A 21,399-nucleotide genomic window follows, 5' to 3' on the forward strand; every position below is an offset into this window, starting at 1 on the left:
AACGTGATGACAGTTATTGTTTTAAGTGGCCCTATTGGAGCCGGTAAATCCAGTTTAACCAGTATTTTAGCCAAATATTTAGGAACTAAGCCATTTTACGAAAGTGTTGACGATAATCCAGTCTTACCACTTTTTTACGCTGATCCTAAAAAATATGCGTTTCTGCTTCAGGTATTTTTCCTTAATACACGTTTTCGCAGCATTAAGGATGCATTAACCGACGATAATAACGTACTTGATCGTTCTATCTATGAAGATGCACTCTTTTTCCAAATGAATGCCGATATTGGACGTGCAACTAAAGAAGAAGTTGACACATACTATGAGCTTTTAAACAATATGATGAATGAGCTCAAAAATATGCCAAAAAAGAGCCCTGATTTGCTCGTCCATATCAATGTTTCATACGAGACGATGCTTAAACGTATTCAGAAACGTGGCCGCCCGTATGAACAACTTAGCTATGATTCAACGCTTGAAGATTATTACAAACGACTATTACGTTATTACAAGCCTTGGTATGAAAAATATGATTATTCACCTAAAATGGAAATTAATGGTGATGAGCTTGATTTTATGACCAATGAACATGACCGTGAGATTGTTTTAAATCAAATTGTCGATAAATTAAAAGAGATTGGTAAATTACCTGAATCATGGGATAAACCAACCAAGGTCGAACTTGATGCTTAATCAGTAAACCAATCAACTTGCATATAGTAGTAAAAAAGCCGTTTTTAGATATTTAGTCTAAAAACCGGCTTTTTGTTTTGTTAAATATTCTTACTAAGCAGTCCAAAATAGTTTTTTTACACTGTTACCATTTTATTATTAAAAAAATATGTGCTATTCTGTCATAAATGTAATTTTTTGCTCATTATTTTAGTTTACGCTTTAAAGGAGAATAAGATGAATTATATTATCTCAATCATGCCTTCTCTACTTTCTGGAGCTAAAATGACCCTGATTCTATTCTTATGGACCTTGATCATTTCTATCCCACTTGGAATTATTGTTAGTTTGGGATTGATTTCGCATTTTAAAATTTTACGCGCTATTTTAAAATTTTATATCTGGATTATGCGTGGTACACCATTGTTACTACAGCTAATCTTTATTTTTTATGGATTACCCATTATTGGCATCATCTTTCAACGATACAATGCTGCCTTATTCGCTTTTATTCTAAATTATACTGCTTATTTTGCAGAAATTTTCCGTGGCGGTTTTCAGTCTGTGCCAGTCGGCCAATATGAAAGTGCACACGTTCTGCAGCTCACAAAATGGCAAACTTTGCGACATATTATTATCCCCCAAGTAAGCAAAATTGTTATACCGTCAATTGGCAATGAAGTAATCAACTTAGTCAAGGACACTTCCCTTGTTTATGTTATTGGCTTAGGTGAACTCCTACGTGCAGGAAACGTTGCAACTGCGCGAGACGTTACGCTTGTGCCATTAGTTCTAGTTGGTATTATTTATCTACTAATGACCGGTATTGCATCATTTATTTTAAAGAAAATCGAACACAGTTACTCTAAGTGGAAATAACAAGGGGAATGATTCATGCTTGAATTAAAGAATATTACTAAAAAATTTGGCTCTCGAACAATTTTAAATAAGCTAAACTTAACAATTCCCGATCAAGAGATATTAGCAATAGTCGGGCCTTCGGGTGCCGGCAAAACCACTCTTCTACGTTGCCTTAGTGGCTTAGAAAAAGTCGATTCTGGTCAATTTCTCTGGAACAATCAAGAATTTGACCCAACTGAACCAAGTAAAGATAATCAAATTACTGGTGTTGTTTTTCAAAGTTACGAATTGTTTCCTAATTTGACCATCATTGACAATATCACACTCGCACCAAAATTGGTTTTAAAAGAAGATAATAGCCAGGCTCTACAAACAGCCAAGCAATTGCTTCACAATCTAGACTTAACGGGCAAAGAAGAACTGTATCCATATCAGCTGTCTGGTGGACAAAAGCAAAGAGTTGCGATTGCGCGAGCATTAGCAATGAAACCACAAATTCTATGCTATGATGAGCCAACCTCTGCACTGGATCCTGCATTACGTACCAAAGTCGGCGAAATTATTTTACAACTGAAAAACAATAATAAGATGACACAAATTATTGTTACACACGATATGGATTTTGCTTATCAAGTAGCTGATCAAATTTTCACGGTTAAAGCGTTAGATTTTAAGAAGGTGGATTAAGTGAAATGCAAACGTCTAATGGCATTATTTGCCACCATCTTTTTTATTCTTACTCTGTCTGCCTGTAGCGGTATTTCCGTTAACAGACAAGCTAGCAAAGTTGACAATTGGACCCATATTAAGGCTCGAGGCTACGTAGTTGTTGGTGTTGACGACACATTTGTTCCAATGGATTTTCAACAAAAAAATGGAAAACTAATCGGTTATGACGTTGACTTAGCTAATGCAGTTTTTAAATTATATGGTATCAAGGTCAGCTTCCAAACAATTGATTGGTCAATGAATACAACTGAATTAAGAAATGGGACAATTGATGTAATTTGGAATGGTTTCAGTAAAACTCCCGCTAGAGAGGCAAAAGTCAACTTTAGTAAAACCTATTTGGATACAGCACAGGTCATAGTTGCACTGAAGAAAAATCACATTAACAGCATTAAAGACATGCAAAATAAAGCACTAGGCGCCCAATCTGGTTCATCAGGTTACAATGACATCATGGATTATCCAAAGGTACTTGCTAACCGAATTAAAGACCACTATCCAATTCTCTACGATTCCTTTACTAACGCCTTTATCGATCTAAACGCAGGTCGAATTGATGGCTTGTTGATTGATAGTTCCTATGCCAATTACTATATTTCGCGTCAAAAGCATCCTGAACGATTCACTGAAATTGATAGTTCTTTTCCAAAGGAACAATTTGGCGTTGGTATGCGAAAAAGTGATATAACTTTACAGCGAAAGATCAACCATGGATTAGATATTCTTGCTAAAAATGGAACCTTAGACCGAATTAATCATAAGTGGTTTGGGGATAAGGCACAGTCCCCACTTCTTAAAAAGTAATTAGCTAAGCTTCTCAAGAACTTGCGCAATGCCATCATGGTTGTTATCAGAAGTCACATTTACAAATTGCTTTTTCAATTCTGCTGGAGCGTTACCCATCAAAAATGGATGCCCAACTGTTTGTAGCATTGAAACATCATTGTAGTTGTCACCAAATGCCCAACAATCAGTCAGCTTCACATTAAATTCTTCTGCCAGTTCTTTAATTCCCTCGCCTTTAGATACACCATTTACAACTATTTCTAATAAATTGGGAGCCGATTTAACTAAGACCAAGTCTGGATATTCGGCAGTCAGATCTTTTTGCTCTTGATCAAGTTGTTCTGGATTTCCCATAATAAGGACCTTGTGAACACCTTTAAGTTTTTTAACTTCAGCAATTGAACTTGGTGTCGCTTTAACTTGAACAATCTGCTCCTCTTTTTTTACCAATTTAACATTATTTCCTGGGTAATAAAACCAGTCATAGCCACTATAAACATTCCAAGTAGTCTGATTATTTTTCTTTTCGATATATGAACAGATCTCAGCTGCTTCTGCTGCTTTCATGAAGCGCGAAGATATTGGTCTTCCCATTTCATCTAAGACTAAAGCGCCATTGTATGCAATCATTGGACAGTTCTTAGTTATCTGGCCAGCCGCAGTCATCACTGCTTGCGGCATTCTTGCAGAAACTGGGATAAAAACATTGCCATTAATGATTTGCCGTCTAATCGCATCTCTTGTTTTAGGTGTTACTTCTAAATCTGTATTTATTAATGTTCCATCAATATCTGAAAACAACAATTTAGCCATTTTTTCTCCAACCTTCTTATACTCATTAGCTTACTAAGATAGTTTATTTTAAAAACTATTTCATCTTGCGGTCAATCTGTCAGGAAACTTGTTCATTCGTAAATCCCACTCAAATGTAAGGCTTTTCATTATATAATTCGTATTTGCATTTATATATCAGCATGCTACACTAAAATAGTCGTTAGATGTAAATAAAACACGAACATTATTATAGTGGGAGAGATTAAATGAATTTTATTAAGAGCTACTTTCAGCTCGATAAATATAAAACCAGTGTTAAAGTTGAGTTTCTCGCTGGACTGACTACTTTTATTAGTATGTCTTACATCCTATTCGTTAATCCAAGCGTTTTGGGTGCCAGTGGAATGGACAAAGGTGCTGTCTTTACTGCAACAGCACTGGCAAGTGCATTAGGTACAGCTTTAATGGGTATTGTTGCTAACTATCCCATTGGTGAAGCACCAGCACTTGGTATCAATGCTTTCTTTGCCTATACAGTTTGTGTAGGTATGCATGTTTCATGGGAAACAGCATTAGCTGCCGTTTTCGTTGCCTCAATCATTTTTATTTTAATTACTATGTTCAAGTTGCGTGAAAAGATCATTAACGCAATCCCAGCTGATTTGAAATTTGCCATTTCATCTGGTATCGGTCTTTTCATTGCATTCTTAGGAATGCAAGACGGTGGCCTTATTGTTGCTAATAAATCTACATTGGTTGGCCTTGGCTCACTTCATGATCCAGCTGTTTGGATTACAATTTTTGGACTTTTAGTAACAGTTGTCCTAATGATCTTGAATGTCCCAGGTGCAATTTTCATTGGTATGATTTTAGCCGCACTTTTTGGTGTCGTTACTGGTCAAATTGCTCTACCAACTAAAATCATTTCAGTTGCACCTAGTATCGCACCAACCTTTGGTCAAGCAATTTTCCATGTTAAAGATATCAATACTCTTCAAATGTGGGTCGTTGTTCTAACCTTTTTACTTGTTACTTTCTTTGATACAGCGGGAACTTTAATTGGCTTAGCCCAACAAGCTGGCTTTATGAAAGATAATAAAATGCCTCGTGTAGGTAAAGCCTTAGCTTCCGACTCAACTGCCATGATGGTCGGTTCAGTCTTAGGTACATCTCCAGTTGGCGCATTTGTTGAATCAAGTGCAGGTATTGCTGTTGGTGGACGGACTGGTTTAACTGCAGTTTTCGTTGCTATTTTCTTTTTAATTTCAATGATTTTCAGTCCATTACTTGGTCTGTTCACTACACATGTTACGGCACCTGCATTAATAATCGTTGGGGTGCTAATGGCACAAAACACAGCTCACATTCATTGGGATAAAATGGAAATTGCTGTGCCATCATTCTTGATTTTAACCGGTATGCCACTTACCTACTCAATTTCAGATGGCTTGGCTCTTGGCCTTATTACTTACCCAATCTGCATGCTTGCAGCAAAACGTGGTAAGGAAGTTACTCCTATGATGTGGGTGCTCTTTGTAGTATTCATCATTTTCCTATGGGTGCTGAACTTCTAAAATAAACTATGATAAGATGAATGTGTTAAACAATCATCTTATTTTTTTAACTTTTTGAAAAGAGGAGTCATGAAGACACTAGAAAAAATAGACTATAAAAAATTTATTTTTCCAGTTTTACTTGGATTAGTTTTCTGGTTTACTGCACCTATCAGACCTGCTGGGGTTACCGTCCAGGCCTGGCACATGCTCGCAATCTTTATCGCTACCATTGTTGGTTGTATTACATTACCAATTGCAATTAGCGGCGTTACACTAATCGGTTTTACATTAACAATCTGCCTTGGTCTCGTACCATTGGCCGATAAAGTAGTTAATGGTAAATTAATTGAAAAAGGTGCTATTAACGCTTTTGCTAACAATTCTGCATGGTTAATTGTTATGGCATTTATGATTTCACGTGGAATCGTAAAAACTGGTTTAGGACGCAGAATTTCGCTATATTTTATTAAATGGTTTGGACAAAAATCATTGGGTCTTGGCTATGCAATCGGTGCAATTGATTTAATTGTTTCACCCGCAACACCTTCCAATGGTGCCAGAGCTGGTGGTGTGGTTTATCCTTTAATTGAATCATTAGCTGAAACTTACGACTCTAAGCCAAATGATCCCTCGAGAAAGAAAATGGGAGCCTATCTAATCTTCACGGAATTTCAGGTTAACATTATTACTTCGTCTCTCTTTATGACAGCTTGTGCACCTAACTTAATTGCTGTAGCACTTGCTGGTAAAGCAGGCGTTACACTTACATGGATGCAGTGGTTTATGGCTGCACTTGTGCCTGCCGCAATCTGTCTACTTGTAATTCCATATTTTGTTTACAAGATCTACCCACCAAAAGTAAAGGAAACTCCTAACGCTAAGGAATGGGCAAATACGCAACTTGAAGAACTAGGTAAAGCAACACTACCTGAAAAAATGATGGCAATTATTTTTGTGATTACCTTAGCACTCTGGATGCTTTCGAGCACGCTTGGGATAGATGCAACTTTGATTGCATTCATCTCTGTTGTGTTGCTTTTACTTACAGGTGTTCTTACACCTAAAGATATTTTGGGTGAAACTGGTGCCTGGAACATTCTAATCTGGCTTTCAATTCTAGTTTTTATGGCTGAAAAATTAACTCAGTTTGGCTTCATCGGCTGGCTTTCAACTACTATTTCAAGTAGCATGAAGGGCGGCAACTGGCTAATCACTTTGATTATCTTAGCCCTCGTATTGTTCTACACCCACTACTTGTTTGCCAGTGCAACAGCACATAACTCTGCAATGTTCTTGCCACTTTTAACTGTAGCAATTGCTGCCGGAGCACCTAAAGTTATGGCTGCACAATTCTTAGCACTGTTTTCTGCAATCATGGGTTCAACTACTCACTATTCTAGTACCGCATCTTCGGTACTTTCTTCAACTGGTTATGTTAAACAAAGTGAATGGTGGAAGATGAGTTTTATTTTCGGTATTTTCTACATCTTAGTTTATGGAGTAATCGGACTAGGATGGATGAAAGTTATCGGCATGTGGTAATTTCAAAAGCGAGCTTGAAAGGGCTTGCTTTTTTATTTCCCAGGAAATATTATTCCAAGTTCATTTGCTTATGCTAAACTAGTTTTATTGGTTCTTTTATAAGATAGTTTTTTGGAGGAAAAAATGACGACACTAGATAACGTCTTTCATTTAAACGATGCTCATACCACTATCAAACGTGAGTTAATTGCTGCTTTAACCACTTTTGTTAGTCTCTCCTACATTCTTTTTGTTAACCCTAATATTTTACATGCAGCTGGGATTGATAAAGGTGCTGCGTTCACAGTTACCGCAGTTTCAATTGCAATTGGTTGTTTCATCATGGGCTTTGTGGCTAACTACCCCATAGCCCTTGCGCCAACACTAGGTAGTGCTGCGTTCTTCGCTTACAATGTTTGTGGTGAAATGAAAATTAACTGGCAAACAGCATTAGCTGCTGTCTTAGTTGCATCTGTCTTGTTCATCTTAATCACAGTTTTAAAACTACGTGAAAAAGTAGTCGATGCAATTCCGCAAGACTTAAAGTATGCTATTTCAGCCGGAATCGGTTTATTCATTGCTTTTATTGGCTTGCAAAACGGCAAACTCATCGTTAACAGCGATTCTAGCTTAGTAACTTTGGGTAAGTTTAACTCACCAGCTGTTTGGATTACACTTTTTGGGTTGACCTTAACTGTCATCTTAATGGCAATGAATGTTCCAGGTTCAATTTTTATCGGGATGGTTGTGACGGCTATCTTTGGTATTCTTATTGGTCAAGTCGAAGTGCCAAAAGCAATTATTTCAACTGCTCCAAGCATTGCCCCAACCTTTGGCCAAGCTGTTTTTCATCTAAAAGATATTAATACACCTCAGCTGTTCATGGTCGTCCTAACATTTTTACTAGTTACTTTCTTTGATACTGCAGGTACCTTGATCGGTATGACTGAACAAGCTGGAATGGTCGATCAAGATGGCAAAATTCCACGTATTGGTAAAGCCTTCGTTTCTGACTCCCTAGCGATGGTTGAAGGGGCTGTTCTGGGAACTGCTCCTCTTGGCACATCAGTTGAATCCAGTGCCGGTATTGCAATGGGTGGACGAACAGGATTAACCGCAGTTTTTGTTGGCATTTTCTTCTTAATCTCAATGATTTTTAGTCCATTACTGGCAGTTATTCCAACCACTGTTACTGCACCTGCCTTAATAATTGTTGGCGTTTTAATGGCTGGTAACTTGAAGAAAATTAACTGGGATAAGTTTGAAATTGCTTTTCCTGCATTTTTAACAGTTATCGGTATGCCACTTACTTACAGCATTTCAGACGGCTTAGCACTTGGAATGATTGCATACCCAATCACTATGATTGCCTCTAAGCAAGCTAAAAAGGTTTCACCGATGATGTACGTGCTATTAGTAGTATTTGTCATCTTTTTCTTGATTACAAATATGTAGCTCAATTAATCTAACCAAAAAGCCACCTTATTATAAGGTGGCTTTTTTCTTTACGGTATTCTGATATTTAGGAACACAGGCATCTTTGCATGATTATTCAAAGTCTGTTATGTTATATAACAGTTTATGTATTAATAAAGGAGATGTTATAAAGTAGCTTGAGCTTTTTACTCGAACTATTACTATGCTAGAAAAAAAGAAAAAAGTTAGACAAACACGAGATTATAAAAAAGCTCCTCTTTCGCCTGTGCATATCCGAATAATGATTGCCGTTAGTTTAGGTCAATTTACTTGTGGTTTTTCACTAGGAATTACAGGTTTAGCAATGACCATAGCAACCAAGTACATTCATGTTAGTGAAATGTGGACTGGGTTAATTGGTGCAGGCGGCTTAATTGGATTATCAAGCAGTGTGTTTATTGGCCGCTTATCAGATAAAATTGGCCGGCGCGAATTGCTCATGAGTAATATGTATGTATTAGCTATTCTTTCGCTATTACATCCATTAACCACTAGTTTACCTCTAACTTTTATAATTAGAATTGGAATCGGTCTGATGATGGCTATCGACTATACCGTAGGTAACACACTTTTAACTAAATGGTTACCTAAAGGAGAAGACAGTAAGCGCCAAAGCCACTTACTAGTTTATTGGGTTTTAGGCTTTATCGCCTCTTATTTGACTGGTACATACCTTAATGGCTTTGGCTCACATACTTGGCAAATTCTTCTCGCAACTGGTGCTATTCCAGCTCTAATTACAGCCCTATTTCGCAGCATTTTCCCTCTTCCGCCTTCTCCTGGATGGTTGGCAAGTAAAGGGAAAATCAAGGCCGCAAACAGACTTATTGGGCGAATTTTAGGACATAAATGGGGCATTTCACGTCACTTCAAGCGTCCTAAGCAGACTAAGCAATCTTCCTGGACTATTTTATTTAGTAAAAAATACTTACGTCATACCTTGGTAGGTGGAATCTTTTATGCATGTCAAACATTTGCATTTTTTGGTATTAGTATCTTTTTGCCCATTCTTCTTCAAAAAATGAATATTAGTAATCCTAAGGTGTCCGGTACTTTATATAACGTCAGTATGTTGCTAGGGATATTTCTCGGAATTTTTATTTTCAATCGGATAAGTCGACGGATGTTCTTAATTAGTAATTTTTTACTCTCTGCTGTGTTAATTGGTATTTTGGCCTTAACACCACATGCCTCGTCAATCTTTAAGTTAATGGTTTTTTCAATTTTTGCAATCATTCTTTCGTCAGGACTAGTTTTAGACTATCCATATCCGACAGAACTATTTGATACCAAAGTTCAAGCCAGTGGTGTCGGGATTTGCATTACAATTAGCCGAATTGGCGCTGCAGCTGGGACATTTTTATTACCTATTTTGACTAAAGCAGGAGGCGCAAACTTAGCAATGCTGGTCTGTGCATGTGTTTTACTTGCAGCTTTTATAATTTGTCTTATTTGGGCACCTGAAACCTCACCTAAATTTATTAAAAAAACTGAACAAAAAATTTAGCTTAAAAGCTAAAAGGCTAGCAAATTACTGATTTGCCAGCCTTTTTAAATTATAAATAGTATTAATAATGAAATTGAAATTTAGTGGCCTATTAGCTAGCCATCATAATTGACTTCTTGTAACTTTTTGACTTGACTAAAAACTTGGCCTCGCCGATTTGCATCGAGTGTCATCACAAGCGAATCTCCTGCTTTCATAACGGTTTTTCCACTCGGTATCATATATTTACCGTCACGATAAATTGCGTTAATTAAAGTATCCTCAGGCCATTTTATCTCAGCAATCTTCTTTCCTGCTAATTGACCCTCTTCATAAACAGGAATGGTTAATTGATCTGTTTTACCCGACATTTTTGCTGGTTTGACGTTAGTTTGCTTATTCATCATTCTAGCTAATGTGCCATAGATTGGTTCTCCGCCTAAAAATTGGTCAACAAGAAGTGCGACAATTGCTACAACGGCAAGTGGCATCAAGTGTAATAATGATCCTACCATTTCTGTAATTAACACTATTGCAGTAAAAGGTGCACGAATTACAGCTGCAAAAAAGCCCGCCATTGAAAAGATTACTAAGTTGATAACTAAATTGGCTGGAAGCAAATTCAAGTGCACCATTATGAGTCCATAACTTGCGCCAAGGAGTGCACCCATTGTTAAAACTGGTAAAAATATTCCACTTGGGAGTCCTGAATCATATGAAACAATCGAAAAAATGATCCTAAGCAAAAAGAAAAACAATAAAACTAAAATCATTTTCCAGCTGTCAGCAGTAATCATTTTAGGCAGCGCCAAAATCAAACGATTTCCCGGGCCAGTGATTAATGGTAAGAAGTAAGCAATAGGAATTAATAGGGCTAAAGGTATCAGCCCAAACAACCAACTAGGTAGAAAATTAATTTTGGCATATAACTTTTTTGTTTTGAATAATCCCAGCTTATAGAGATGACCAAATAACCCTAAAATTAGCCCCAGAATTAATAAATGATAATATGATTTAATTGGAAACGTCCTATGATAAGTAAGTGATAGGGCTGGCCTCTGTCCAAAGAGATTAGATACAACAAAATCTGACACTAATGCACCCGCCAGCGCATTTAGCCAGACACGGGGCGAAAAGTTATGAAAAACTTCTTCAAGTACAAACAATGCTCCACTTAGTGGGGCACCAAATGCCGCGGAAAGTCCACTGGCAGCGCCTGTAGCTAGTAAGACGCGGGCATTAGTTTTCTTCTCTTTTGTCATCTCTCCTACGCCTTGGCCAATCGTTGATCCAATTTGTAATGATGGACCTTCAGGACCTAAAAATAGTCCCGTACTAATAACTAATATGCCACCAATCACTTTGCGCCATAAAGTTGACCACCATTTTAGCGTTAGATTTCCTGCTAACTGAAGCTTTACTTCTGGTATTCCTGAGCCACCAACGTGAGGATATTCTTTAACAAATACGCCTGCTATTAGTCCAACTAGTAATAAACCCAAAACAATTGGAATAAACCATATTGCACTAGAATGTGCCACGTGAAACAAATACAGCCATAGTGTACTTAACTCTTTGATACCAAAACGAAAAAGCCCAACAACTAATCCACTAAAAAGACCTACTAGCATTGCTTCAAATAATAACTTTATTTGTTGTTGATTTTTCCTTTTCATTAACCCCACTCTTCTTTTTCCTAGCAAAAAACCAGTCAAAGTCGAAACTTAACTGGTTTTTTGTTACACGTGTAACACAGCTTATTTTTCTTCATACCATTCAGTGTGATATACACCGTCACGGTCATTTCTGAAGTAAGTGTGAGCACCAAAGTAATCTCGCTGTCCTTGGATCAGGTTAGCTGGAAGACTTGGGTTAAAAATGGATTCTAAATAATTAAGGGATGCACTTAAAGTTGGAGTAGGAATACCAGCCTTAGTTGCTAATTCAAGTACCTTGCGCAATGCAGGTAAGTTCTTTTCCATTAAATCTTTAAAGTAAGGATCTTGGAACATATTATCAAGTTGTTTACCTTCGGCAAAAGCTTTTTCAATATCCTTTAGCATAGATGAACGAATGATACAACCAGCTTCCCAAGATTGAGCAATAGCTGGATAACGCAACTCCCAGTTATACGCATCGGCTGCCATCTTTAATTGTTGGAAACCTTGAGCATAGGCAACGGCTTGACTCAACTGCAAAGCTTTACCAAGATTATCAATTAAGTCTTCAGGAACTTCGCCTTCCCACTTAATTTCCTTGCCTTCACGAGTTGTTGCCTTAGACATGAATCTACTGATAACAGCTTCTGCAATCACACTAATTGGCACACCCAAATGTACTCCGTCTTCAAGCATCCAGTTACCTGTACCCTTGTATGAAGCTACGTTCAAGATATGGTCAATGACATGATCTGGGGTCAAATCGTCTTCTTGCTTCAAAACTTCTGAGGTGATTTCACTCAGATAAGCTTGAACCAGTCCTTGATTCCAATCTGCAAAAATTTCTGACATTTCATCGTTAGTTTTTCCGGCAACTTTACGCAAGATATCATAAACTTCAGAAAATTCTTGCATAATTCCATATTCGATACCGTTATGAACCATTTTGACATAGTGTCCACTACCCTCGGGTCCAATAAAGCTAACACAAGGATGACCATCATCGTTCTTAGCAGCAATTGCTTCTAAGATTGGTGCAACTTCCTTGTATGCTTTCTCGTCGCCGCCAGGCATTAAAGCAGGGCCATTTAGAGCACCTTCTTCACCACCGGAAACACCCATTCCAATAAAGTGAATCCCGTGTTCTTCCATTTCATGGAAACGACGATTAGTATCGTGGAAGTTTGAATTACCACCATCAAGTAAAATGTCGCCTTTATCAAGCAAAGGTAACAACTTGTGCAATGTTTCATCTACTGGCTTACCAGCCATAATTTGAATCAAAATTTTGCGTGGTTTTTCAAGCGAATTAACAAATTCTTCCCAAGAATAAGTTGGTTTTAGCTTATCATCCTGATATTCTGCAAAAGCATCAACTTCTTTTTTATCGATACTAAAGCCTGAAACGGAGAAGCCACTATTTCTAACATTTAAAGCTAGGTTTTTACCCATGACGGATAAACCAATAATCCCGAACTGTTGCATATATATTCCTCCATCGTTCAAGTTCATACTCTATTATTATACTTGTAAGAAAGCAAAAAAGCGAAACTTTCAAGAGTCTCGCTTTTTTGAGTTCTAATATTAAATATTAGTGTTCAGAAGCACCTGAAGTTGTATCAGGTTCTTCTTCTGGTTCAGGTTCTTCCTCTTCAGCTTCGGAAGCGCCGGAAGCAGCGTCTTCAACCAAACCATACTTGTCAGCAAAGTAACTAAATGGCTTCAATGCTTCTGCTTGATACTTCTTAACGAATTCAGGATCGTCAAGTGTGTTCAATTCAGTTGAGTAAGGCATGTCATGAGTGAACTTGATGTCGATTAACATTGGTCCATCCATTTGCTTGAATTCCTTAACTGCGTCTTCGAATTCCTTCTTAGTACGTACAGTTACACCCTTAACATTCATACCTTCAGCAACTTGTGCCCATTCATTATTAGGCATAATAACACCAGATAATGGTTGGTGTGATTGATCAACTTGTTCTGCTTCAATGAAACCTAAAGTATCATTAGTGAAGACAACGTTTAAGATGTGCATGTTGTAACGAGCTTCAGTCAATAATTCTTGACTCATCATTGCAAAGCCACCGTCACCACTCAAGTTCCAAACTTCGCGTTCTGGGTGTGCAGTTGCAGCAGCAATTGCAGCTGGAGAGCCAAAGCCCATAGTTGCGTACAAACCTGAGGTTGCCCAAGTTTGTTCATCGTGTAAGTCTACCAAACGTTGGAAGTCAATATTGATATTACCAACATCAATAGCGAATTGCGCATCAGCATCAGCATATTTGTTAATGATGTCAAAAATTGGTTCACGACGAACTGGCATTTCGTCTGAGTCATCAAAGCTGTGCTCCCAGTCTTCCCAGTTCTTACGGTCAGCCATTGCAGCCTTGTAAAGTGGTGATTCTTCACGAGCTTCACCAGCATCAATCATAGCTTGTAAAGTCTTAGCACCGTCAGCCAAAATTGGAACATCTACTGCGTGACGCTTACCCAATTTTTCTGAGTCAACATCAATTTGAACAACCTTAGCCTTTGGATCAAAGAAGAATACTGAGAATGGTGAGTCGTTACCTACCCAAATAACAGCATCTGCGTGTGTTTGAATATCGTCACTTGGCTTAGGAGCAACACGACCAATTGAACCCATGTATGCTGGGAACTTGTCTTCAACAATACCCTTAGCTATAACTGAAGACATCAATGGAGTCTTGAATTTTTCAGCGAACTTCTTTAAAACGTCGCCGTGACCCTTCATACCCATACCGTAGTATACAACTGGGTTTTTAGCTTCTTCAAGAATCTTAACAGCTGCGTCGATTTCTTCTTTCTTAGGAGCTGCGTAGTTAGGGATAGCTTGCAATGAATTGTAAGTTACACGGAAGTTATCGTTAATCTTTTCCCAACCAAAGTCTTTAGGAAGGATTAAAACAGCTGGACCCTTCTTAGCATAAGCTTGACGAAGAGCTTCATCCATCATTGATGGAATTTGATCTGCGCGTTTAACTTGGTGGTTCCAAACAGCAACGGGATCGAACCAAGGCTTTTCATCGAAAGCTTGGAAGAAGTCCATGTCTTGACGACTAGTAGGAACGTTAGCAATAATAGCTACCATTGGAACTTTGTCGTACTTAGCATCGTATAAACCGTTCATTAAGTGAACGGCACCAGGACCGGCTGAACCAAAACATACACCAGCTTGACCAGTGAATTTATATTCAGCTGCAGCAGCTAGAGCACCAGCTTCTTCGTGCCGTACTTCAATATACTTTAATTTTCCCTTAAAGTCGTGGATAGCATTCATAGTTGAGTCGAATGAACCACCTGGGAAACCATAGATATGATCAATATGCCAGTCCAATAAAACTTGGAGCATAGCATTTGCGCCATTAATTTTTGCCATTTTTAAAGTGCATCTCCTTAAATACATTTACTTACATACTGTATTAAAACATATAATTTCACAATTTCAAGTAAGTAAAATCAACGTGGTAAGTGAGATGTAAGCGCTGTGCAAAAATATTAATTTCACAAAGATGTCACTGCAATTTGTCATTTTAAGATAACAGCAATAATTAAATTTGTGATTATCTGATCATTCGACCATTTTTTGTGAATTTTTTTGATTTATTCTCTTTCGAAAAAATATTTTTGTTTCTTGAATTTTTTTACAAAAATTACTATTTAATTTTTGAATAGCGACCATTTTGCACGTAAACGCTTAAAATGGCAAGGTCAGCTGGATTGACACCTGAAATTCGCTCAGCTTGTGCGAGAGTCTCTGGTCTAATTTTCTCAAACTTTTCTCGTGCTTCAGTTGCTAAACCTTCGATTGCCTGATAATCAATATCAACAGGAATTTTCTTAGCTTCTTGCCGGTGTAATCGATTAATTTGTTGCTGTTCCTTTTTAATGTAGCCTTCGTATTTAACGTTAATTTCAATTTGTTCTTTGACATAGCGCTCATTGGAAATGTGCTCATGGGTCAATTTTTCAATGTCGTCAATCTTAACTTGCGGTCTACGCAAAAAGACATCTGCTTTAACCCCAGCCTTTAGCTTTTCCTCCCCAATGCTTGCAAGATAATCTTGTACTTCTTCATTTGGATGAACTGTAATTGATTTAACTGCATGTTCTGCTTGAATAATCTGCTCTTTTTTAGCTAAAAACTTGGAGTATCGTTCTTCAGAAATTAATCCTAGTCGAAAACCATAATCGGTTAGGCGCAAATCAGCGTTATCATGACGTAAAATCAAACGATATTCAGCCCGGGAAGTTAATAGTCTGTATGGTTCCTCGGTCCCTTTTGTAACTAAATCATCGATTAAAACACCAATATATGCTTCATCCCTGCCTAAGGTAAAGCCAGGCTGGTCAGATGCTCGTAAAGCAGCATTGATTCCAGCAATAAGTCCCTGACCAGCTGCTTCTTCATAACCAGAGGTACCGTTCATTTGTCCAGCTGTAAAGAGATTCTTGATATTTTTAGTTTCTAGTGTGTGCTTCAGTTGCCATGGGTCAATTACATCATATTCAATTGCATAGCCTGGGCGCATCATTTCAGCATCTTCAAGTCCAGCTACAGTGTGTAACATCTCAAGCTGAACTTCTTCTGGCATTGAAGTTGAAAAATCACCAACATAGACTTCTTCGGTGTTTTTTCCCTCTGGCTCCAAAAAGATTTGATGACGCGGCTTATCCGCAAAGCGAACCACTTTGGTTTCAATCGAAGGACAGTAACGTGGTCCCACACCCTTGATTTCACCGGTAAACATTGGCGAGCGAGTCAGATTATCATTAATAATTTTGTGCGTGTGTCGGTTGGTATAAGTCATCCAGCAGGATACCTGATCTTTGAGGTAATCTTCATCCTTACTTTCATATGAAAAATGACGCGGAACCTGATCTCCTGGCTCTTCTTCGGTCTTAGAATAATCAATTGTATTACTATTTACTCTAGGAGGAGTACCAGTCTTAAAACGGCGTAACTTGAAACCCAATTTTTCCAAATTTTCAGATAATTTAATCGCTGGAATGGTGTTGTTAGGGCCAGAAGAATAATTTAATTCACCAATATAAATTCGTCCACGTGCTGATGTTCCGGTTGTTAGAACCACACTTTTAGCATGATATCTAGCACCAGTATTTGTTACTACCCCTTGGCAAACACCGTCTTCAACCAATAACTCATCAACTGTTGCCTGACGCAAAGTTAAATTAGGTGTTTCTTCAATTACACGCTTCATTTGTTCATGATATTGCCACTTGTCAGCTTGCGCACGTAACGCCTGAACTGCAGGCCCCTTACCCGTATTTAGCATTCTCATCTGAATATAAGTAGCATCGATATTTTTACCCATTTGGCCGCCAAGTGCGTCAATTTCACGCACAACGGTTCCTTTTGCAGGACCACCAACAGATGGATTACATGGCATAAAAGCCACCATATCTAAGCTGATTGTTAATAGTAATGTTTTTTGGCCCATTCTAGCGCTTGCCAATGCAGCTTCACAGCCGGCATGACCTGCACCAACAACAATTACATCGTAAGCATTCGAATCATAGCTTTTAATCATTTTTACACCTATTTTCCTAAACAAAATTGACTAAATAACTGGTTTACCAGCTCATCAGGGCTGCTCTCTCCAGTAATTTCACCTAAAGTATCCCAAGCACCATTAAAATCTATTTGTGCAATATCAATTGGAACATCAATTTCTAGTGCCTTAATTACTTCATTGAGTTGCGTTTTGGCTTTTTCCAGTAATCCTGACTGACGCTGATTAGTAACCAAGACTTGGTCATTTGAATTTTCAATTCCATTGAAAAAGAGCTCTTTAATTGCTTGCTTCAATTGATCCAGATTCTTTTGCTGTAGAACTGAAATCGCAATTACTTTACTACCAGTCAATTGCTTAATTTCTTCTACCGTTACCTTTTGACCTAAATCGGTTTTATTCAAAAGGACAATTCGCTTCTTATCATTAGTTGCATCAATCAAAGCATGATCTTCAGCAGTTAGAGGCTTACTTGAATCGAATAATAGTAATACCAAATCTGCCTTAGCTAGTGCTTTTCTTGAACGTTCAACACCAATTTTTTCAACTTTATTATCGGTATCGCGAATACCAGCTGTATCGATTAATTTCAGCGGTACCCCTTCAACTGAAACATATTCTTCTAGAGTATCACGAGTCGTTCCCGCCACATCCGTTACAATAGCTGTATCGCTCTTAGTAAGATAGTTGAGTAAAGAAGACTTACCAACATTAGGCTGACCAATAATTGCAGTTGCTAATCCGTTACGTAACGCCGTTCCTTCTGCAGCAGTTTTAAGCAGGGCATCTATTTCTGATATGACAGTCTTTGACGTCGCAATCATTTGCTTAGCCGTTACGGTATCGGCATCATATTCAGGGTAATCAATGTTAACCTCAACGTTTGCTAAGACGTTTAAAATTTCTTGGCGCATCCCCTGGATTCTTTCTAACAATCCACCTTCAAGCTGTTTTTCTGCAACTTGGCGTGCTCGGTCTGTCTTAGCTCTGACAACATCCATTACACTTTCAGCTTGGGTTAAATCAATTCGCCCATTAACAAATGCACGCTTGGTAAATTCACCAGGATCAGCCATTCGTGCACCAGTTTTTAATAGTAACTGCAAAATCCGATTGGTAACGACAATACCACCATGACAGTTGATCTCAACTATGTTTTCACGTGTAAAAGTTTTAGGTGCGAGCATAACTGAAACCATTACTTCATCAATAACTTCTTTATTTGCGGGATCAATGATGTGCCCATAATGAATGGTATGACTTGCCGCCTTAGTCAAATTGCCGCCCTTAAATACTTGATTGGCAATTTTAACTGCATCTTCACCAGACATTCTAACAATCGAAATTCCACCTTCACCAATTGGAGTTGAAATCGCTGCAATCGTATCAAATTCTGTTAAAGTTTGCGCCATGATATTTTTCCCCTTTTCAATAAAAAAAGCGCATTATAGCACCATGAATAAACCATGATGTATAAAGCACTTTGACTACTTTATCTAAATCACTTTAGATTGAATATTTACTTTTTATTACGCTTTAACCGTTTATATGTCTTACGCAGTTTACGCTTACGCTCACGTTCAGCTTCAGCTTTTGCTTCCTGCTCACGACGATATTTAATTGGATTTTGTAAAATAAACGTTTGTACTACTTGGAAGAGGTTAGAAACTACCCAGTATAAAACAATTGCTGATTGGAAGTAGATTCCCATCACACCAACCATAATTGCCATACCATAAGTCATAATCTTCGACGAGAAGTTTTGTGACTCCTTCGGAGTTGATAATTGACTGATATATGTCGACAAGAAAGTTAGAACCATCGATAAAATCGGCATAATAAAGTACTGATCCGGTTTACCTAAGTCCATCCACATAAAGTGACCAGTCATCAATTGTGGCGTTTGCGCAATCGCACCATACAATGCAAGCATAACCGGCATTTGAATTAGTAGTGGCAAGCAACCAGCATAAGGATTAATTCCTGCTTCTTTATAAAGCTTGTTGGTTTCTTGTGAAAGCAAAGTTCTCGATTCAGTATCGTTACCAGGATATTTTTTGCGCAATGCATCAATTTCTGGCTGAATACCTTGCATCTTAGTTGTACTCTTAATTGAAATAGCACTTAGTGGGTACACAATTATACGTACAATAATGGTAAAGATAATAATTGCCCAACCATAATTATTGCCAATAATCTTAGCAAGCCATAGTAAAAACGTTGACATGTAGTAAATAACCCAACGATTCCACCAGTTGCCGCTAGTATGCGAAATAGGTGCAGGCTTGTTACTTGTCGCACAGCCTGTTAAGACGACAGCGACCATCATTACTGTAAGCACAATAAGTATTCGCTTGACATTCTTTTTAGTTAAAATGTCTTTCACTCTAATCTTCCTCAACTTTATCTGGTATCTCTTCTATGATATTAGCCAAAATGAGTGCATGAAGCAGGTTCTTCCGAATTTCAGTCATACTAAAATCACGGACATACGGGCGCGCAATCACTAAAAAATCGATTTGCGGTTCAATTCTTGCTTTGTTTTCAGTAAGCACGGCGCGAATATAACGCTTGAGTCGATTCCGGACCACAGCGGTATGACCAACCTTTTTACCGACAGAAATACCTACGCGAAAGTGGGCATTTTCTGGCTTCTCTATTTTATAGATAACAAAGGCCCGATTTGCTACTGAATTACCAGATTTAAAAACTCGTTGAAAATCATTTTCTGTTTTAACTCGATAAGACTTTCTCAAAACGCTTCATTCCACTCTTTGATATTAAAAAAACCACTGGGATTTCAGTGGTTTAAGCAGATAAGACTTTTCTACCCTTTGCACGGCGTCTAGCCAAAACCTTACGGCCGTTTGATGTGCTCATACGCTTCATAAAGCCATGAACGCGTGAACGGTGACGCTTTTTAGGTTGGTAAGTTCTTTTAGTTGTCATTAAACTACACCTCCATTTTTAATATGCTAACTGCACAATTTAGTATCTAGAATACCATGATTAAAGTAAAAAACCAAGGAAAAACTAAAAAAGATGTCGTAAATTACCAATTTAGGGATAATTTGCTACATAGTTTAAGCTGCCCAACGCAAGCTTGTTGTTTGAGCAAGTCCTGATCCATCAGTCTTTCGAAACCAAATTATTGCCGCAAACAAGATAAAAAGAATAGAAAGAACAATATTGGTATTACGATATGGATGCTTCGTGATTAAATCATTTCCTAAACTTTAATCTGGTATCTCTTCTATAAACTAGACTCCAATATGTGCTAATTACAAAATTCAAATACTAGAATACCATGATTATAGTAAAAACATCTAAAAACTTAAATTATTTGCTTCTATCCTTTATTAGTTGTTCTAAACCTAACCTACCTTAGGAAAATTTACACTAAATCTTCTTTTGAAATTTCAAGTGATGGGTAGTGGCCAAGAGACGGTAGAAAAGTATCCAATGGGCAACTATATACCATGTAATAGGCTTCATCAGCATTAGTAGCATTAAGTTCATAATACTTTTGCTCAGCTTTTTTAGGATCATCAGTAATATAAACTACGCCGACCACTCCTACTTTTTCAGTATCAGCTGTTTCTACATATCCTTTTAGGATAATCTTCAAGTTACCATCATCTTGTAATGCCATTTTTAAATAATCTTTATCGTTCATAAAAATCCTCCTTTTATATAGATTGACTTACTTAAGAAACAGCATACCAATCCAAAGGTAAAATGACTAGAAATATTTAATGCTCCGCACTTAAAACCACTCGCTCAATAATTGCATTTAAGTCAAAGAAACCTAATTAATGATTAATTAGCCAAATTCCAAAATTATATCTCGTGGCATTCCTAAGTCAATTCACTCTCATTTGGGATGCTCTTTTTATACGCACTTTTTGCTACAAATAATATGTCATGACAAAAGTGAAAATGTTTCACTGCTCAGAGGTAAAGTTTTCTCATAACACGAACTTTACCTGTTTAAAATTTTGCTGTGTTTTTTATCCACAGAAAGACAATCACAGAACTTTGCACAGCTTTATGCACAGTACCCAACCTGTTTAAAAACTTATTCACAGCATGTGGATATTTCGCCACTAAAATCGCTTGATTATCTGCTACTACAATAAAAAATATCCACATAATTTGTTGTATATTACTAAAATTTTTGCATCCATCATCTAAAATTTGTGTATTTCAATTAAAAAATAATCCACAGCTTGTGGCTTTTGGATTATTATTATTCACTTGTGGAAAACATTTTTATTAGATGGTAAAATAGGTTTTGCTTAACGTTATCGGGGGGACTTATT

At 37.6% G+C, this 21,399-nt stretch carries 19 protein-coding genes; 8 read left to right on the plus strand and 11 right to left on the minus strand.

Going from position 1 to position 21,399, the window contains the following annotated elements:
- Positions 1–6 precede the first annotated feature (6 nt).
- The 4 genes from F5ESL0263_RS08515 (at position 7) to F5ESL0263_RS08530 (ending at position 3,066) form a co-directional block, all read left to right on the plus strand.
- Entirely contained in the window at positions 7–693 is a 687-nt protein-coding gene (locus F5ESL0263_RS08515) for a deoxynucleoside kinase (protein WP_122036370.1), read from the plus strand.
- 216 nt (positions 694–909) lie between these two features.
- Positions 910–1,551, plus strand: coding sequence for an amino acid ABC transporter permease (locus tag F5ESL0263_RS08520; protein ID WP_122036372.1), 642 nt, complete (start codon positions 910–912; stop codon positions 1,549–1,551).
- Positions 1,552–1,566: 15 nt separating this feature from the next.
- Entirely contained in the window at positions 1,567–2,220 is a 654-nt protein-coding gene (locus F5ESL0263_RS08525) for an amino acid ABC transporter ATP-binding protein (protein WP_122036374.1), read from the plus strand.
- 18 nt (positions 2,221–2,238) lie between these two features.
- Positions 2,239–3,066, plus strand: coding sequence for an amino acid ABC transporter substrate-binding protein (locus F5ESL0263_RS08530; RefSeq protein WP_122036410.1), 828 nt, complete (start codon positions 2,239–2,241; stop codon positions 3,064–3,066).
- Here the strand turns inward: F5ESL0263_RS08530 and F5ESL0263_RS08535 are convergent, their stop codons facing one another.
- Positions 3,067–3,861: a Cof-type HAD-IIB family hydrolase gene (locus F5ESL0263_RS08535; protein WP_122036376.1), complete on the minus strand. Its 795-nt coding sequence runs from the start codon at positions 3,859–3,861 to the stop codon at positions 3,067–3,069.
- A gap of 227 nt (positions 3,862–4,088) precedes the next feature.
- On the opposite strand from F5ESL0263_RS08535, the gene F5ESL0263_RS08540 reads away from it, so the two are divergent.
- The 4 genes from F5ESL0263_RS08540 to F5ESL0263_RS08555 all read left to right on the plus strand — a co-directional run bounded on the left by F5ESL0263_RS08540 (position 4,089) and on the right by F5ESL0263_RS08555 (position 9,882).
- On the plus strand, positions 4,089–5,396 hold the full coding sequence (locus F5ESL0263_RS08540; protein ID WP_122036377.1) for an NCS2 family permease: 1,308 nt from the start codon (positions 4,089–4,091) through the stop codon (positions 5,394–5,396).
- 69 nt (positions 5,397–5,465) lie between these two features.
- Positions 5,466–6,920 carry a DASS family sodium-coupled anion symporter gene (locus F5ESL0263_RS08545; protein ID WP_122036379.1) on the plus strand — a complete coding sequence of 485 codons (1,455 nt, stop codon included), beginning with the start codon at positions 5,466–5,468 and terminating at the stop codon, positions 6,918–6,920.
- Positions 6,921–7,043: 123 nt separating this feature from the next.
- A complete protein-coding gene (locus tag F5ESL0263_RS08550; protein WP_122036381.1) occupies positions 7,044–8,354 on the plus strand; it encodes an NCS2 family permease in 1,311 nt (436 codons plus the stop codon).
- Positions 8,355–8,538: 184 nt separating this feature from the next.
- Positions 8,539–9,882: an MFS transporter gene (locus tag F5ESL0263_RS08555; RefSeq protein ID WP_122036383.1), complete on the plus strand. Its 1,344-nt coding sequence runs from the start codon at positions 8,539–8,541 to the stop codon at positions 9,880–9,882.
- Between the two features lie 95 nt (positions 9,883–9,977).
- On the opposite strand, the gene F5ESL0263_RS08560 is transcribed toward F5ESL0263_RS08555, so the two are convergent.
- From F5ESL0263_RS08560 to F5ESL0263_RS08605, 10 genes are all read right to left on the minus strand, one after another.
- Positions 9,978–11,537 carry a ClC family H(+)/Cl(-) exchange transporter gene (locus tag F5ESL0263_RS08560; protein ID WP_122036385.1) on the minus strand — a complete coding sequence of 520 codons (1,560 nt, stop codon included), beginning with the start codon at positions 11,535–11,537 and terminating at the stop codon, positions 9,978–9,980.
- An 81-nt stretch (positions 11,538–11,618) separates the two neighbouring features.
- On the minus strand, positions 11,619–13,004 hold the full coding sequence (gene gndA, locus F5ESL0263_RS08565) for an NADP-dependent phosphogluconate dehydrogenase (RefSeq protein ID WP_122036387.1): 1,386 nt from the start codon (positions 13,002–13,004) through the stop codon (positions 11,619–11,621).
- A 106-nt stretch (positions 13,005–13,110) separates the two neighbouring features.
- On the minus strand, positions 13,111–14,922 hold the full coding sequence (spxB, locus tag F5ESL0263_RS08570) for a pyruvate oxidase (protein ID WP_122036389.1): 1,812 nt from the start codon (positions 14,920–14,922) through the stop codon (positions 13,111–13,113).
- Positions 14,923–15,199: 277 nt separating this feature from the next.
- On the minus strand, positions 15,200–17,095 hold the full coding sequence (mnmG, locus tag F5ESL0263_RS08575) for a tRNA uridine-5-carboxymethylaminomethyl(34) synthesis enzyme MnmG (protein WP_122036391.1): 1,896 nt from the start codon (positions 17,093–17,095) through the stop codon (positions 15,200–15,202).
- An 8-nt stretch (positions 17,096–17,103) separates the two neighbouring features.
- A complete protein-coding gene (gene mnmE, locus F5ESL0263_RS08580) occupies positions 17,104–18,489 on the minus strand; it encodes a tRNA uridine-5-carboxymethylaminomethyl(34) synthesis GTPase MnmE (protein ID WP_122036393.1) in 1,386 nt (461 codons plus the stop codon).
- 107 nt (positions 18,490–18,596) lie between these two features.
- The gene (locus tag F5ESL0263_RS08585; RefSeq protein WP_046308074.1) at positions 18,597–19,463 is read right to left on the minus strand and encodes a membrane protein insertase YidC; all 867 of its coding nucleotides are present in this window, start codon (positions 19,461–19,463) and stop codon (positions 18,597–18,599) included.
- A 1-nt stretch (position 19,464) separates the two neighbouring features.
- Positions 19,465–19,833 carry a ribonuclease P protein component gene (gene rnpA, locus F5ESL0263_RS08590; RefSeq protein ID WP_046308076.1) on the minus strand — a complete coding sequence of 123 codons (369 nt, stop codon included), beginning with the start codon at positions 19,831–19,833 and terminating at the stop codon, positions 19,465–19,467.
- Positions 19,834–19,885: 52 nt separating this feature from the next.
- The gene (gene rpmH, locus F5ESL0263_RS08595; protein WP_003549412.1) at positions 19,886–20,026 is read right to left on the minus strand and encodes a 50S ribosomal protein L34; all 141 of its coding nucleotides are present in this window, start codon (positions 20,024–20,026) and stop codon (positions 19,886–19,888) included.
- A 134-nt stretch (positions 20,027–20,160) separates the two neighbouring features.
- On the minus strand, positions 20,161–20,295 hold the full coding sequence (locus tag F5ESL0263_RS08795) for a DUF3923 family protein (RefSeq protein ID WP_122036394.1): 135 nt from the start codon (positions 20,293–20,295) through the stop codon (positions 20,161–20,163).
- A 176-nt stretch (positions 20,296–20,471) separates the two neighbouring features.
- On the minus strand, positions 20,472–20,753 hold the full coding sequence (locus tag F5ESL0263_RS08605) for a hypothetical protein (RefSeq protein WP_122036396.1): 282 nt from the start codon (positions 20,751–20,753) through the stop codon (positions 20,472–20,474).
- Between the last annotated feature and the right edge of the window lie 646 nt (positions 20,754–21,399).

The sequence above is a fragment of the Lactobacillus sp. ESL0263 genome (assembly GCF_003692845.1).
GTDB classification, from domain to species: domain Bacteria; phylum Bacillota; class Bacilli; order Lactobacillales; family Lactobacillaceae; genus Lactobacillus; species Lactobacillus apis.

Bases quoted from the DNA above. Each gene is read 5' to 3' on its own strand.
- mnmE (WP_122036393.1), bottom strand. From the start codon at position 18,489: ATGGCGCAAACTTTAACAGAATTTGATACGATTGCAGCGATTTCAACT.
- F5ESL0263_RS08535 (WP_122036376.1), bottom strand. From the start codon at position 3,861: ATGGCTAAATTGTTGTTTTCAGATATTGATGGAACATTAATAAATACA.
- F5ESL0263_RS08530 (WP_122036410.1), top strand. From the start codon at position 2,239: ATGGCATTATTTGCCACCATCTTTTTTATTCTTACTCTGTCTGCCTGT.
- F5ESL0263_RS08540 (WP_122036377.1), top strand. From the start codon at position 4,089: ATGAATTTTATTAAGAGCTACTTTCAGCTCGATAAATATAAAACCAGT.
- F5ESL0263_RS08555 (WP_122036383.1), top strand. From the start codon at position 8,539: ATGCTAGAAAAAAAGAAAAAAGTTAGACAAACACGAGATTATAAAAAA.
- spxB (WP_122036389.1), bottom strand. From the start codon at position 14,922: ATGGCAAAAATTAATGGCGCAAATGCTATGCTCCAAGTTTTATTGGAC.
- F5ESL0263_RS08560 (WP_122036385.1), bottom strand. From the start codon at position 11,537: ATGAAAAGGAAAAATCAACAACAAATAAAGTTATTATTTGAAGCAATG.
- rpmH (WP_003549412.1), bottom strand. From the start codon at position 20,026: ATGACAACTAAAAGAACTTACCAACCTAAAAAGCGTCACCGTTCACGC.
- mnmG (WP_122036391.1), bottom strand. From the start codon at position 17,095: ATGATTAAAAGCTATGATTCGAATGCTTACGATGTAATTGTTGTTGGT.
- gndA (WP_122036387.1), bottom strand. From the start codon at position 13,004: ATGCAACAGTTCGGGATTATTGGTTTATCCGTCATGGGTAAAAACCTA.
- F5ESL0263_RS08550 (WP_122036381.1), top strand. From the start codon at position 7,044: ATGACGACACTAGATAACGTCTTTCATTTAAACGATGCTCATACCACT.
- F5ESL0263_RS08545 (WP_122036379.1), top strand. From the start codon at position 5,466: ATGAAGACACTAGAAAAAATAGACTATAAAAAATTTATTTTTCCAGTT.
- F5ESL0263_RS08605 (WP_122036396.1), bottom strand. From the start codon at position 20,753: ATGAACGATAAAGATTATTTAAAAATGGCATTACAAGATGATGGTAAC.
- F5ESL0263_RS08515 (WP_122036370.1), top strand. From the start codon at position 7: ATGACAGTTATTGTTTTAAGTGGCCCTATTGGAGCCGGTAAATCCAGT.
- F5ESL0263_RS08525 (WP_122036374.1), top strand. From the start codon at position 1,567: ATGCTTGAATTAAAGAATATTACTAAAAAATTTGGCTCTCGAACAATT.
- F5ESL0263_RS08520 (WP_122036372.1), top strand. From the start codon at position 910: ATGAATTATATTATCTCAATCATGCCTTCTCTACTTTCTGGAGCTAAA.